This is a genomic window from uncultured Thermosynechococcus sp., from assembly GCF_937958135.1.
Classification (GTDB): Bacteria; Cyanobacteriota; Cyanobacteriia; order Thermosynechococcales; family Thermosynechococcaceae; genus Thermosynechococcus.
On record NZ_CALGOG010000051.1, the window covers coordinates 19115 to 31581 of the forward strand.

At 53.1% G+C, this 12467-nt stretch carries 14 protein-coding genes; 6 read left to right on the plus strand and 8 right to left on the minus strand.

Features of this window, described 5'->3' with window-relative positions; translation table 11 throughout:
* Nucleotides 1–27: 27 nt before the first annotated feature.
* Entirely contained in the window at nucleotides 28–1659 is a 1632-nt protein-coding gene (locus tag Q0711_RS06455) for a hypothetical protein (protein WP_299042009.1), read from the plus strand.
* Between the two features lie 19 nt (nucleotides 1660–1678).
* On the opposite strand, the gene dnaB is transcribed toward Q0711_RS06455, so the two are convergent.
* The 4 genes from dnaB to Q0711_RS06475 form a co-directional block, all read right to left on the minus strand.
* Complete coding sequence (dnaB, locus tag Q0711_RS06460; RefSeq protein WP_298617129.1) at nucleotides 1679–3028, minus strand: replicative DNA helicase; 1350 nt, start codon at nucleotides 3026–3028, stop codon at nucleotides 1679–1681.
* A gap of 8 nt (nucleotides 3029–3036) precedes the next feature.
* Nucleotides 3037–3501: a 50S ribosomal protein L9 gene (rplI, locus tag Q0711_RS06465; RefSeq protein ID WP_298616199.1), complete on the minus strand. Its 465-nt coding sequence runs from the start codon at nucleotides 3499–3501 to the stop codon at nucleotides 3037–3039.
* A gap of 192 nt (nucleotides 3502–3693) precedes the next feature.
* Nucleotides 3694–3819 carry a photosystem I reaction center subunit IX gene (psaJ, locus tag Q0711_RS06470; RefSeq protein WP_011058244.1) on the minus strand — a complete coding sequence of 42 codons (126 nt, stop codon included), beginning with the start codon at nucleotides 3817–3819 and terminating at the stop codon, nucleotides 3694–3696.
* Nucleotides 3820–3856: 37 nt separating this feature from the next.
* A complete protein-coding gene (locus tag Q0711_RS06475) occupies nucleotides 3857–4351 on the minus strand; it encodes a Photosystem I reaction center subunit III (protein WP_298616196.1) in 495 nt (164 codons plus the stop codon).
* Between the two features lie 316 nt (nucleotides 4352–4667).
* Between Q0711_RS06475 and Q0711_RS06480 the strand changes: the two genes are divergently transcribed.
* The 4 genes from Q0711_RS06480 to Q0711_RS06495 all read left to right on the plus strand — a co-directional run bounded on the left by Q0711_RS06480 (nucleotide 4668) and on the right by Q0711_RS06495 (nucleotide 9435).
* Nucleotides 4668–5852 carry an adenylate/guanylate cyclase domain-containing protein gene (locus Q0711_RS06480; protein WP_299042013.1) on the plus strand — a complete coding sequence of 395 codons (1185 nt, stop codon included), beginning with the start codon at nucleotides 4668–4670 and terminating at the stop codon, nucleotides 5850–5852.
* A gap of 242 nt (nucleotides 5853–6094) precedes the next feature.
* Nucleotides 6095–6499, plus strand: coding sequence for a photosystem II complex extrinsic protein PsbU (gene psbU, locus Q0711_RS06485; protein WP_298616192.1), 405 nt, complete (start codon nucleotides 6095–6097; stop codon nucleotides 6497–6499).
* A 31-nt stretch (nucleotides 6500–6530) separates the two neighbouring features.
* Nucleotides 6531–8171 carry an L-aspartate oxidase gene (nadB, locus tag Q0711_RS06490; protein WP_298617132.1) on the plus strand — a complete coding sequence of 547 codons (1641 nt, stop codon included), beginning with the start codon at nucleotides 6531–6533 and terminating at the stop codon, nucleotides 8169–8171.
* Nucleotides 8172–8211: 40 nt separating this feature from the next.
* Nucleotides 8212–9435, plus strand: a complete 1224-nt coding sequence (locus Q0711_RS06495; protein WP_298616188.1) for an MlaD family protein — start codon at nucleotides 8212–8214, stop codon at nucleotides 9433–9435.
* 50 nt (nucleotides 9436–9485) lie between these two features.
* On the opposite strand, the gene Q0711_RS06500 is transcribed toward Q0711_RS06495, so the two are convergent.
* On the minus strand, nucleotides 9486–9713 hold the full coding sequence (locus Q0711_RS06500) for a hypothetical protein (RefSeq protein WP_298616186.1): 228 nt from the start codon (nucleotides 9711–9713) through the stop codon (nucleotides 9486–9488).
* 128 nt (nucleotides 9714–9841) lie between these two features.
* Here Q0711_RS06500 and Q0711_RS06505 point away from each other — a divergent pair, with 128 nt between their 5' ends.
* Nucleotides 9842–10375 carry a tetratricopeptide repeat protein gene (locus tag Q0711_RS06505; RefSeq protein ID WP_298616183.1) on the plus strand — a complete coding sequence of 178 codons (534 nt, stop codon included), beginning with the start codon at nucleotides 9842–9844 and terminating at the stop codon, nucleotides 10373–10375.
* Between the two features lie 115 nt (nucleotides 10376–10490).
* On the opposite strand, the gene Q0711_RS06510 is transcribed toward Q0711_RS06505, so the two are convergent.
* The 3 genes from Q0711_RS06510 to moeB form a co-directional block, all read right to left on the minus strand.
* A complete protein-coding gene (locus Q0711_RS06510) occupies nucleotides 10491–10607 on the minus strand; it encodes a photosystem I reaction center subunit VIII (RefSeq protein WP_149820283.1) in 117 nt (38 codons plus the stop codon).
* Between the two features lie 48 nt (nucleotides 10608–10655).
* Nucleotides 10656–11123 (minus strand): photosystem I reaction center protein subunit XI, encoded by a 468-nt coding sequence (locus Q0711_RS06515; protein WP_298616180.1) that lies wholly within the window; start codon nucleotides 11121–11123, stop codon nucleotides 10656–10658.
* Nucleotides 11124–11285: 162 nt separating this feature from the next.
* Complete coding sequence (moeB, locus tag Q0711_RS06520) at nucleotides 11286–12458, minus strand: molybdopterin-synthase adenylyltransferase MoeB (RefSeq protein ID WP_298616177.1); 1173 nt, start codon at nucleotides 12456–12458, stop codon at nucleotides 11286–11288.
* Nucleotides 12459–12467: the final 9 nt, after the last annotated feature.

Consider the following 12467-nt stretch of genomic DNA (forward strand, 5'->3'; position numbering starts at 1 on the left):
GCAAATGGGTACTGGTCTTCGGTTTCAGTGCAGGCACCGACGCCGGTCATTGCCGAAGCACCCCAGTATCGCATTCCTCCCTTAATGCGTCCGCCCACCCGTCTGTTTAATTTGGAGACGGCCAATATCCTACCGGAGCAAACCCTTGAATTGCGGGGGGGAATTCGTAATTATGATCCCGGCCCCTTGGGTCAAGGGGGTGGCCTGCAAATTTTCTATGGTTCCCTCGACTATGCCATTAACAACCGCACCCAGGTCAGTTTTAGCGCCAATCTCTTCGACGATCTTCTGGGGCGCGTGATTAATGGTCGTCAACCTGAGGTGCAAATAGCTGCCCTTGCTGCTGGCCTTAAGTATCAGATACATCACCGTAAAAACTTAGCAATTGGAGTTGGGGGTTCCCTAGAAGCCCTGTGGGTCTCCTCAAACAACTTTCTTTTTGTGCCCACAGCTGAAACCCTGGGTACGTGGACACTAGCCGGTTCGCTCCAGTTCCCCATTACCTACTCGCTTAGCCCTCAACTGCAGTGGCACTTTACGCCAAATCTCACCTACTTTCCCGACACAGTGAACAAGGGAGGAGACTTTTACGGCACAAACTTCAACTTTGGCACAGGCATCAGTTGGCAGCCCCATCCTCGCTTTAACCTTTTTGCCGATGTCAATCTGCCTGTAGGCCCTGGGGGCAATGCCGTGCGCAGTAGCGATGGCGCGATCGTCAACCTGCCGGTGTGGAGCCTCGGACTGCGCTTTCTCGCTACCCCCCTCGTTGCCATTGATCTGGCCGCAACTAATGGCCTTGGCATCACACCGGCAACGCGAACGCTTGCTTTTTTGCCAGATGCCGATCAAGTGGCAATTATGGCCGGCTTGACTTACACTCCCAACAGCGGACCTAATTTTTCCCCTCCCCTGCTGCCTAGGTTTCGCCGTGGGTCTCGGCAAGCTCTCACGGAGCGCGATCGCTATCTGCTCTTCAATGGTTTGACCCTCACCTCTGCTGGCACGCTGGAGCCGGGGATGTTCCACTTACGAGCTAACACAGGCACAGCGGGAACAGGCTGGCAAATGGGGATTAGCTTGGGTGAGGATGCCCAATTTACAGTTGCTGTGGAGCAATGGGAACGAGGCGAAACCCTCTCGGAGACTTTCAACTATAGCCCCGGTTTGCAATTTGGCTTGGCTGCTAAGCTTCGCTTTCTTGATCAAACCCAAGGAGACCCTATTTCCCTTGCAATTCAGGGCTCATTTAATCACAGCTTTCCCACAGATGACCCCGGCCTTAGCCGCGGACTGGTCGGCGCTGAATTAAGCTTGATGCTGCAGCCCCATAAGACGCTGGCCTTACTGGTGAATCCCAAAGTTGGCCTCTTTACTCCTAGGAGCAAAATCGTTGGCGGCATTGGCGTGGGACTCAATCTGGAACTTACTCGCAATCTCCAATTTATTGCCGAAGCCACTCCCGTCTTTGGCCAAACCGGTGTTTATAGTGTCGGATTGCGCGATGTCGTCCCCCAGTGGGGCTTGGGAATTGATCTTTACGGGTCAAATGCAGCTGGCAGCAGTATTCCCAATGGGGGTCTAGTGGGTCAGGGGTCAGCGGGGGTGGGCGTCAACCTCCATTGGCTATTTGGTGGATCTCAGCGGAAAGCGGATTAGAAAAATTCTCCCCACTCAACTAATTTCGGGCAAGGTTTTCAAAGCGGGTGTATTGGGGGTCAAAAAGGAGCTTAACGGTACCCACCGGGCCGTTGCGGTGTTTGGCAATCAGGAGTTCGCAAATGCCGCGATCGGGGGTGTCGGGGTTATAGTATTCGTCGCGATACAGCAGGATCACTAAGTCGGCATCCTGTTCAATGGAACCAGATTCGCGCAAATCGGACATAAGAGGGCGTTTATTTTGCCGTGATTCGACACTGCGGCTCAGTTGGGAAAGGGCAATGACAGGTACATTCAGTTCCCGTGCCAGTCCTTTGAGGGAGCGGGTAATTTTCGAGAGTTCCTGCACCCGGCCCTCTGTCGTTTCTTCACCCCCCATTAGTTGCAGGTAGTCAATTAAAATGAGGCCGAGACCGTTGGGATGCTCCGCATGGAGACGACGGGCTGTGGAGCGAATCTCGCCAAGGGTGGGGTTGGGAGTGTCGTCAATGTAAATAGGCAGTTGGGAGAGAACACCAATTGCCCGACTCAGGGGTTCCCACTGGTGTTGGCTAATGCGCCCCGCCCGTAAATAGTTGCTGTCAATGCGGGCTTCGCTGGCGAGGAGACGTTGCACCAGTTGTTCCTTGGACATCTCAAGGCTGTAGATTGCCACCCCCAGGTTGTGAATTTCGGCAATGCGACGGGCAATTTGCAGGGCGATCGCCGTCTTGCCCATCGAAGGACGACCGGCAATGATAATTAAGTCCGATCGCTGGAAGCCCTGGGTCATGTTGTCCAGATCATAGAAATTGCAGAATAGACCCGGCTGAATGTTGCCGATCGCCCGTTGTTCTAATTCCTTAAACGTACGGGTAAGAATCTCATCGGTGCGGGTTAACCCCTGCTGAATCCGATCCTGCGTCACACTAAAGATCTGCTGCTCGGCCTGATCCAGGACCGCATTCAATGAGAGGCTACTATCGTAGCCCAGCTGCACCACTCGGGTACCCGCTTCAATGAGCTTGCGGCGCAGGTATTTTTCCTTGACCAAGAGGGCGTAGCGATCGATATTAATCGCACTCACGGTGCGCTCCACCAGCTCTGCCAGCTTTGTGTGCCCCCCCACCTGATCCAATAGCCCCTGATCCTGTAGCCAAGCAGTGACGCAGAGGAGATCCGTGGGGCTGCCACGACTGTGGAGGGAAATCGCTGCTCGGTAGATCTCGCGGTGGTCACTGAGGTAAAAGGCCTCAACCGGCAAAATATCCACCACACGGCTAATAGCTTCCGGGTCTAGGAGAATACCCCCCAAAATCCACTCTTCCGCTTCGAGGTTCTGGGGGGGAATGAGTTGGCTATCGGGCTGAAAGCTCGGTTCCTGAACCATCAGGGAAGTTAGCCCTCATCTGCAACCACTTGGATATTAAGTTTGACACTCACTTCGGGATGGAGCTTGATTTCAGCCGTGTAGGTGCCCAATTTGCGAATCTCGGGCAAAACCATGTTGCGGCGATCGATGGTTTCACCTGTGATCGCTTGAATGGCATTGGCCACATCTTGGGCCGTGACACTGCCAAAGAGCATATCCTTTTCGCCCACGGGCATTGAGATGGTAATGGTGGCCAGTTTTTCGAGGGTGGCTTTTTGTTTTTCCGCAGCGCTTTTGAGTTCGGCAAGCCGTTGCCGTTCTTTTTCTTGGAGCCGCTCTACCCGCCGTAGGGCATTGGGGGTTGCTGGCTCAGCAATTCCTCTGGGAAATAGGTAATTCCGGGCATAGCCGGGGGCGACTTCGACAACTTGACCTATTTGCCCAAGTTTATTGACAGTTTGATTCAGGACAACTTGCACCCGCTTTGCCATGGGGATCCTCTTTCATTAACTGGATGGGGTAACAGCAATCGCCAGTGCTGGTGGCGACGGCTGCTATTTTAAGACAAATAACGATTATATAGCCTCTAGGGTGCGAACACCCACAGTGCGCGACGCGATCGCGACAAAAAAGGGCAGAACCCCTGTTCCACCCTTGTACCGAGTTTGTTCTCAAGAATTGACTTAAAGGGGATGGAAGAGCAAGTCGGGATAGAAGCGATTAAACTCAATCAAAATCCCGGCAGTAATCGTCATCCAAATGGCAGCCAACACAGGCGCGGTGGAAAGATAGGTCAGAAAATGTTTCATGGCACGTCGTCCTTATGACAATTAACCAACAGTGGAGTTAGCGAGGAGAAACGGTGATTTCGTTATCTTTAGCGGTGAGTTCACCGGCGGCCAACTCTTTGAGGGCAGCCAAAGGCCAAGCAAACCCCGTGAGCATGCATTTGATGGCAAGGGGCACATCAATAATAATTTCCTTTTCGTTAGCTTCACCGCTGTGACGCACCGCAATCAAGTAGGCACGACCCACCCAGCCAATCCAGCCGGCAATGTACAGGAAAAGCACACTGGGGATGAGGAAATCACCGGCATGGCTGAGGCGACCGTCCACCACGAGGTGGGGCAGCCCATCTTCGCCACACAGGGCTTGGCTGTAGCGCTCAAAGCGTTTTTGACCAGAGGTTGGATCAGCGGTGGTATTTACAGCAGCGGCAGCGCGCTTTTGAAAGGCAGGAGAATCTTTGCAGGGGACAAGTCCTGCCACCTCAGCGGAGGCTAAAGGGGTAAAGCCTAACCACAGGGTCAAGACAAGGAGTAGGGCTAACAATTGACGCATGGAGTGTTGTCCTCAAATGCAGACAGGTCAAAGTGCATTCACGGAGAGAGCAATCCCTCCCAAAGCTGCCATCATTTTAGCGGATGGGCTTCAACCCAACCCCAGGGAAAAGGTTAATAATTTTTACGAGCGCAAATAGGAACTAATGCTTTCTGTGGCGATCGCTCTATAGTTGCTCGATGCTGCCGCGCAAACTGTGTCTATTGAGTCAGACAAAGCTCCTTTGCTACACTGGATCTATTGCTGGAATTGACTTTGAAGCGTTTGGATGTCGGTGGCGCTGGGGGAAGAGCTGGCCCACTGTAAGGTCTCAACTATGAAAAGTGTTTCTCCTATTTCCCCCCTCATGGATGCTGACCTGACATTTAACTTACCCGATCAGAAGATTCTTGAGACCTTACCTCCCCAGCAATTGGTAGCGATTATCTTGCGTCAGCAGCAAATTATTAATCAACTGCGCCATAGCCTATCGCAGATTCCCGCTGCCCCTGAGACCCCACCCCCCTCAGACCCCCATCTAGCTCTGGTGAGCGAGGACACGGTTTGTTATTTTCCCTTAACGAAGGGGAACTGCTGGACAATAGGCCGCAGTGAAGACAATTCCCTTGTGCTCAGCGATCGCTGGATCTCGCGGAACCACGCCATGATTCAGCGCATGGGACAGGGAGAGTTCTATCTTATTGATCTTGGCAGCCGCAATGGCACATTTGTGAATGGTCGCCGCGTCAGTATTCCCATCGCCCTGCGCAATGGCGATCGCATTACCTTTGGCCAAACGGAACTGGACTTTTTTCACGAACCCTTTGCCCCTCTGTTTACTGAAAATGCCACTTTGTCCTTGCCCCAATCGGAAGGCTTCTCCACCGCATTGCTCCATGTCCGCCGCCTGTTGACGGTTCTCGTTGTTGATATTCGTGACTTCACTAAGTTGACGCGGCACCTAGAAGAGGAACTACTGTCGGAGCTAATTGGCACATGGTTTCATCGTGCAGGTGAGATTATCCGTCAATACGGCAGTTGGGTAGATAAGTATATTGGCGATGCGGTCATGGCGGTTTGGATCCACGACAGCGAGGAAATTGGCTATCAAGAAATTTGCCACACCCTCTCTGCCCTAGAGGATCTACGGCTGATGACGGGAGAACTGCACCGGCAATATCCCTTGCCGTGGCCATTGCGCATTGGTTCCGGCTTGAATACGGGCTATGCAATGGTGGGTAATACAGGGAGTGGCGATCGCCCCGACTATACTGCCCTAGGAGACACCGTTAACACTGCCTTTCGCCTCGAGAGTGCCACCAAAACCATTGCCGCTGATCTAGCCATGGGGGCAACCACTTACCACTACCTTGTGCAGTCTTGTCCAAGCCCTGTCCCTTTTCGACCGCAAGTGCTGAACCTCAAGGGCTATGATGCTCCTGTGCCTGCCTACGTGGGCAGCTTTGATGACCTCCATGAATTCCTTGTCCAAGCTATCAAAGACAGGGACACCCTGCACTAACCACCTGAAAAAAGAGATTCAGGGGCAGCCTCCCTCTGATATTATTGAATCACACGTAGGGGACAGCCTAGACATCAGTCTATTGTGGGCATTATGCCTCAGTTTCCTCTGTTACCCTGCTAACAATCGGCTACCGCCGCCTGCGCTCGCTGTGCGATGTGGTCAGTTCTTTTCTTTACTTTGACTCTGAATGAACCGCTGTTTTTTGTAATGACCTATGAGATGTGGGAGGTAAAGGAGTTATGCAACGTTTGGGCCGCTGGCTAGCACTGGCTTACTTCGTGGGCGTTAGCCTGTTGGGCTGGATCAACTGGAGTGCCCCAACCTTGGCGGCAAGTGCATCCACCGAGGAAGAGCTGGTCAATGTGGTAGATGAGAAACTCGGCACTGCCTTTGGTGAAAAAATTGACCTTAACAATGCCAACATTGCCGCCTTTATTCAATACCGAGGTCTGTACCCAACTCTAGCAAAACTCATTATTAAAAACGCTCCCTATCAATCCGTTGAGGATGTCCTGAACATTCCCGGCTTGACGGAGCGGCAAAAAGAAATTTTGCGGCAAAATTTGGATCACTTTACCGTAACGGAGATGGAAACGGCTCTCGTTGAGGGGGGCGATCGCTATAATAATGGGCTATACAAGTAACCGCCCTCGTTAGATAAATTTTGGGTTAGCGTTGACTCCCGCAACTTCTGGATTTGATGTCTTAATCATTGGCAGTGGTGCTGCGGGTCTCAGTGCTGCCCTTGCCCTTCCCTCCTGCTATCGCATTGGCTTGATTACCAAAACCGACCTCCAGCAATCTGCCAGTGGCTGGGCACAGGGTGGTATGGCTGCGGCCATTGACCCGACAGATTCTCCCTTACTCCATGCCCAAGACACCCTAGCTGCGGGAGCGGGTCTCTGCGACCCAGTAAGTGTCCAGTTCTTGGTTGAGCAGGCACCGGCCCAGGTTGAGCGGCTCTTGTCCCTGGGGGTAGCCTTTGATCGCACAGGCGATCGCCCTGCCCTGACCCTTGAAGCTGCCCATTCCCGTCCCCGTGTTCTTCATGCCGCTGATACGACGGGGCAAGCCCTAATTACCACCCTGTTAAAACGGGTGACTGCTGCGTCCCATATCACTCTCTTACCCAATAGCTTTGTCTTTGATCTGTGGCTAGAGTCGGGGCAATGCTGTGGCGTGTGTCTATTGCATCGGGGACGGTTTCAGTGGTTAAGGGCAGGGGCGGTTGTGCTGGCCACAGGCGGCGGCGGTCAAGTTTTTGCCCAAACCACCAATCCTCCCATAAGCACTGGCGATGGTGTGGCAATGGCATGGCGGGCGGGAGCGCAGATTCGCGATGTCGAGTTTTTCCAATTCCATCCCACGGCTCTCGCTGTTGAGGGGGCGCCGCGATTTCTCATCAGTGAAGCAGTCAGGGGTGAAGGGGCGCATTTAATAGACCACACCGGTCATCGCTTTGTGGCGGATTACCATCCTGCTGGGGAGCTTGCACCGCGGGATATTGTCAGTCGTGCCATCTACCGCCACCTGCAGCAAACCCATGCCCCCTATGTCTGGCTGGACTTGCGACCGATTCCCCGCGATCGCCTGCACTACCGCTTTCCAAAAATTATTGCTGTCTGTCGGCAGTGGGGCATTGACGTTGAGGAGCAGCCCATTCCCGTGTCCCCCGCTGCCCACTACTGGATGGGGGGAGTGGTCACTGATTTACAGGCCAAAACCAGCCTTTCCGGCCTCTATGCTGTTGGCGAAGTGGCCAGCACCGGCGTTCACGGCGCGAATCGCCTTGCGAGTAACTCCCTGTTGGAATGCTTTGTCTTTTCAGCGCAACTGGCACATCTGCACCCTCAGTCCCTCCCCTTGGGGGTGTCCCCTGTTGGTCAGCAAGCCCTTGAAATTAAGCCCGTCAGTTTTCGTCAGTGGCGCCAAAATCTGCGGGAACTCCTGTGGCAAAGTGCTGGGATTTGTCGCGATGCCCCGACGCTGATGGCTGCTCTTTCCCAAGTGAAGGAATGGCGCCAAGAGCTGCTGGCTCATCCAATCGCGATCGCCTTTCGTCAACTAGACCCCAGTTACTGCTATACCCTCAGCAATGAAGCCGCGCAAACGACCCTTTGGGAATGGGGCGAGCTACGCAACCTTTTGGACATTGCCTACTTAATTCTCAAAAGTGCCCTTTTTCGGGAGGAAAGCCGAGGGGGTCACTATCGCCAAGACTATCCCCAGCCCGATCCCAACTGGCAAATGCATACCCTGATTCGGGGAGAGCACTGGCAAAAAGCGCCCATTCAAGGCGTCCAGAGTAAACTATAGTGGCTATAGATTTCATAAATTTTTGCAGTGCTCTATCCCTATGATGCAGTCACGGCGTGTGCAGGAAAGTTTGGTGGGTCTGGTGATCCTTGCAGGCTTAGCCACATTGGGGGTCGGCCTTTTGTGGTTGCGGGGCAACCTTGCCGGTGCCAATAGCTACACCCTTGAGGTGGAATTGGAGACCGCACCGGGCTTGGCAGTGGGAACACAGGTGCGCTATCGGGGTGTCCAAGTGGGACGAGTCACGGCCATTGGTTTTGATGCCAACGGTGTTCAAGTTACTGTGCGTGTCAACAATGTGCTGATTCCCCGTGGGGCTGTACCGGAGATTCGACAGTCGGGATTCATTGGTCAGGCCTTCTTAGACTTTACCCCCAAGGAGCGAGTGCCGGAGATTCCAGAGGGTGTAACGGCCTTTGCGCCCAAATGTCAGCCAGAGTTGATTTACTGCAATGGCGATCGCGTAACCGGCGTACGTACTGCCAGCTTAGAAGATTTAGTGCGAGCGGCAAGCCGCTTTGCCACCGCCCTTGAGGAATCGAGGATTATCAACAATGCCAATACCCTCATTTTGGGGGCAACCCGCACTATCAACCGGGCTGATCAATCCTTGACGAAGATGACCACTGCCCTTGATAGCTTCAACGCCCTCAGTAACGAAGCCCGTGCCGAACTACGGAATTTTGGCACCGCCTCGCGGGCCGTGACCCGTGCGGCCAATCAAATCAGTGAAATCGTTGAGGTCAACCGCACCACCATTAACTCTGCTTTGCGCAACATTGACGGCGCTGCCCGAGATCTAAGAACCACCCTCAAGGCACTGCGACCCCTGACGCATCAACTGGAGCAGGGGGAATTGCTGGCTAATTTAGACAGGCTCATTAAAAATGGTGCGGAAGCCGCAGCCAATCTCAATAAAGTTTCCGGGGCGCTAAGTAGTCCAATTATTATGCTGTCGATCGCCCAAACCTTAGATGCTGCACGCGCCACATTTATCAATGCCCAAAAATTGACGAATGATTTGCTCAAACTCACCAGCGATCAATCCTTTCAATCCGATTTGCGACGCCTCATTAAAATCCTGAGCCGCCTCTTAGCTTCAAGCCAAGACCTTGAGCAGCAATTCTTAGCACTCCATGCTACTGCCCTAAGAGCAACTCAATCTGTCCCCTCCAGTTCTGCCCTCACTCCAACCGTGGCAGCCACGCCAACCAAGGAGGAAGAAGCCGCAATTACAAGGGATAGTGATACAAGTGATCCCTAGACTGACAATGGGTGTATTGGAGTGCAATAATCCCCTAAATCACACTGCAACTAACGAGCAGTTTCTGTGTAACCCATGCGGGTAAAGCGGACTTCGACACGACGACGGGAAACATCTGGATTACGGTTCACTGGCCCTAAGTTACCGTTGAGTCCAACACTTTCCGTAGGATCAATTGCCAGTACCCCATCCCGCCCGCCCCAACGCCCAACCCACGCCAGCCCGTCCTTTTGCTGGGGGGTGAAGGGACGATTGCCGGGAACCAGAGGTGGATTCATAATCAGGGGCTTAAATTGCGAGATTTTTAGGGTTAAGGGGGTCGCCTCTGTTTATCATAAACCTAGGGAATCAGGGTGTAGAGCCACAATTTTAGAGTGATTGGTTGTTACTGGAGATACGACTTGCCATGGAGAATGCCTTACCTGCAATTTATCTCAGTGTGTTGATTATTCTACTGGGCGTCTCAGCATGGTTTGTGGTCAAACAAATTCTCAAAACCCGTCGCATTGAATCTAGTTTGGCACGCCTCCAACGCAAACTCAAGCAGGAACCGGGCACGACTCAGGAATACTTTGAGCTAGGCAGCATCTACCTCACCAAAAAACTGGCCAGTCAAGCCATTCCTCTCTTTCAAAAAGCCTTGAAGGCGGCTGAAAGCGAAGGGGAAACCTACGTTGCCCCGATTTACAATGCCCTTGGCTACGCCTACTTTATGCAGGAGCAGTATGACTTGGCAATTCGCCAGTACAAAGAAGCCCTGAAGAATCAACCAGAATATGTGACCGCCGCTAACAACCTCGGTCACGCCTACGAGAAAAAGAATTTAGTCCAGCCTGCCCTAGAGGCCTATCAGCACACGCTGAAATACGACCCCAATAACGCGATCGCCCAACGGCGGGTAAACGCCCTGAAAAAACGGTTGAGTGGCACGGCAGCTTAAGGAGACCTCAGGCAACAAAAAACTGGCTAGGACATTCCCCAACCAGTGCTCAATTCACTATTTTCACTATTTAGGCTAGGTTTAAGTATTTTAGCTGGGTAAGCTAGCCCGCGGCTTAGGCGTCCCCTTCAATGTAGAGGAACAGCAATCCCATCACCACCGTGGGCATCAGCCAGCACACCACGGGAATAAAAATCCAAGGCAAAAAGGATGCAGCATAAGATCCCATCATAATCAGCGGTTCTCCTTCTGGATGTTCAAAATTGGGGTGACCAAGGCTCTAGTTAAAAAGACCGGTCATGATGCCATCAACAACAGAGAAGTTTTCAAGGAGGAAGAAGGCGACAAAGGCTGCTCCCATAGCCCCCACAAAGAAGCCGGCCGTAAACTGACTCCAACCTTCAGCGGTTTTCAGGGGATCGCTGCTGCTGCCACCCTTTTGAAAACTGACCAGACCATAGGCTGCTAAGCAGGCCGTGGCAATCAAAATCAGGGCGATACCAGAAATCAAACCGCCCAAGTTGGCCACATCGGAATCCCGTAGGGGACCAAGCTTGACCCAAGGACCGATGACAAAGTAGCCGTGAGCCATGCCAATTTCCAGCCCCCGCAGAATCGGGGAGAGGCCCTGACGATAGGCGGGGAGGTTACCGATAAACGTCTTCACTAGGCCAGAGTCGGAAATGGGTGTTGATAAGTGCCCCACAAAGGGATCGCCATTGTATGGCTTAATCAGTTCTTCTGCCATGATTTTTATTTCCCTAGCATTCCGTCATGTCCGCGCACAGGCACAGACCTAAGTGGTTATTCTAGGCAAGGGTGGGCGATCGCGCGAGAGACAGCGTTCATCTCTTCAAGAAAGTTCATGTATCGCAACATCCCCTTACGCGGCCTCACCCCTGATCTTGGGTTAGTAGGTGGGTACGTTAGGATCGATTTCCTGACTCCAGGCGTTGATGCCCCCTTTGATATTGATCCCCTCAATGCCGGCTTGCTTAAGAATGCCTAGGGCTTTGGCAGAGCGCCCCCCCATTTTGCAGTGCACCAAGAGGCGATGGCCATTCAGCAGACTGCGGATTTTCTCCACACCGGGGCCATTTTCAATTTCCGAGAGGGGAACAAGCACAGAGCCAGGAATCCTAGCAATTTCGTACTCATTGGGGTTGCGCACATCCACGAGCACGTAATCTTGGGCACCGCTGTCCATGAGGGCCTTGAGTTCCTGCACGGTCATTTCGGGAATTTCTGCCATTTGGGCGGCCTCCTGGGCTTTGGCTTGGCGAATACCACAGAATTCTTCATAGTCAATGAGCTTGTCAATCACTGGCCGCTCAGGGTTGGGGCGCAGCTTCAGTTCACGGAATTTCATCTCTAGGGCATTAAAGAGCAGGAGACGACCACTGAGGGTAGTACCCTTGCCAAGAATGATTTTAATCGTCTCCGTGGCCTGGATAAGACCAATGATGCCTGGTAGAATTCCCAGTACTCCGCCTTCCGCACAGGAGGGGACTAGACCCGGCGGCGGCGGTTCGGGGTAGAGATCGCGGTAATTGGGTCCGCCTTCATAGTTAAAGACGGTGGCTTGGCCTTCAAAGCGAAAGATCGAGCCATAGACATTGGGCTTATTGAGAAGCACGCAGGCATCGTTGACCAAGTAGCGGGTGGGGAAGTTGTCGGTGCCATCCACCACAATGTCGTAATCCGCCATAATCTCAAGGGCATTGGCGGCGCTCAAACGGGTTTCGTAGAGATCCACTTGGCAGTGGGGATTGATTTCCAGGATGCGGTGCTTGGCAGATTGAATTTTCGGCTTGCCCACCCAAGAGGTACCGTGAATGACCTGCCGTTGCAAGTTGGAGCTATCCACCACATCAAAATCCACGATGCCAAGGCGCCCTACACCGGCAGCGGCAAGATAAAGCAGTAGGGGTGAGCCTAGACCGCCTGTGCCAATGCACAACACACTGGCTGCCTTGAGGCGCTTTTGACCCTCAACACCCACCTCCGGCAAGATCAGATGGCGGGAATAGCGTTCGTATTCGTCCTTCGTGAGTTCAATCTTGGAGAGATCTGGATTCAGCATGGTAGCCCT

Excerpts from the sequence above, each read along its gene's own strand:
- dnaB (WP_298617129.1), bottom strand. The coding sequence starts at position 3,028 with ATGGTTCAGGAACCGAGCTTTCAGCCCGATAGCCAACTCATTCCCCCC.
- Q0711_RS06475 (WP_298616196.1), bottom strand. The coding sequence starts at position 4,351 with ATGCGTCAATTGTTAGCCCTACTCCTTGTCTTGACCCTGTGGTTAGGC.
- Q0711_RS06515 (WP_298616180.1), bottom strand. The coding sequence starts at position 11,123 with ATGGCAGAAGAACTGATTAAGCCATACAATGGCGATCCCTTTGTGGGG.
- Q0711_RS06510 (WP_149820283.1), bottom strand. The coding sequence starts at position 10,607 with ATGATGGGATCTTATGCTGCATCCTTTTTGCCTTGGATTTTTATTCCC.
- Q0711_RS06480 (WP_299042013.1), top strand. The coding sequence starts at position 4,668 with ATGAAAAGTGTTTCTCCTATTTCCCCCCTCATGGATGCTGACCTGACA.
- moeB (WP_298616177.1), bottom strand. The coding sequence starts at position 12,458 with ATGCTGAATCCAGATCTCTCCAAGATTGAACTCACGAAGGACGAATAC.
- Q0711_RS06495 (WP_298616188.1), top strand. The coding sequence starts at position 8,212 with ATGATGCAGTCACGGCGTGTGCAGGAAAGTTTGGTGGGTCTGGTGATC.
- psaJ (WP_011058244.1), bottom strand. The coding sequence starts at position 3,819 with ATGAAACATTTTCTGACCTATCTTTCCACCGCGCCTGTGTTGGCTGCC.
- Q0711_RS06500 (WP_298616186.1), bottom strand. The coding sequence starts at position 9,713 with ATGAATCCACCTCTGGTTCCCGGCAATCGTCCCTTCACCCCCCAGCAA.
- Q0711_RS06505 (WP_298616183.1), top strand. The coding sequence starts at position 9,842 with ATGGAGAATGCCTTACCTGCAATTTATCTCAGTGTGTTGATTATTCTA.
- psbU (WP_298616192.1), top strand. The coding sequence starts at position 6,095 with ATGCAACGTTTGGGCCGCTGGCTAGCACTGGCTTACTTCGTGGGCGTT.
- rplI (WP_298616199.1), bottom strand. The coding sequence starts at position 3,501 with ATGGCAAAGCGGGTGCAAGTTGTCCTGAATCAAACTGTCAATAAACTT.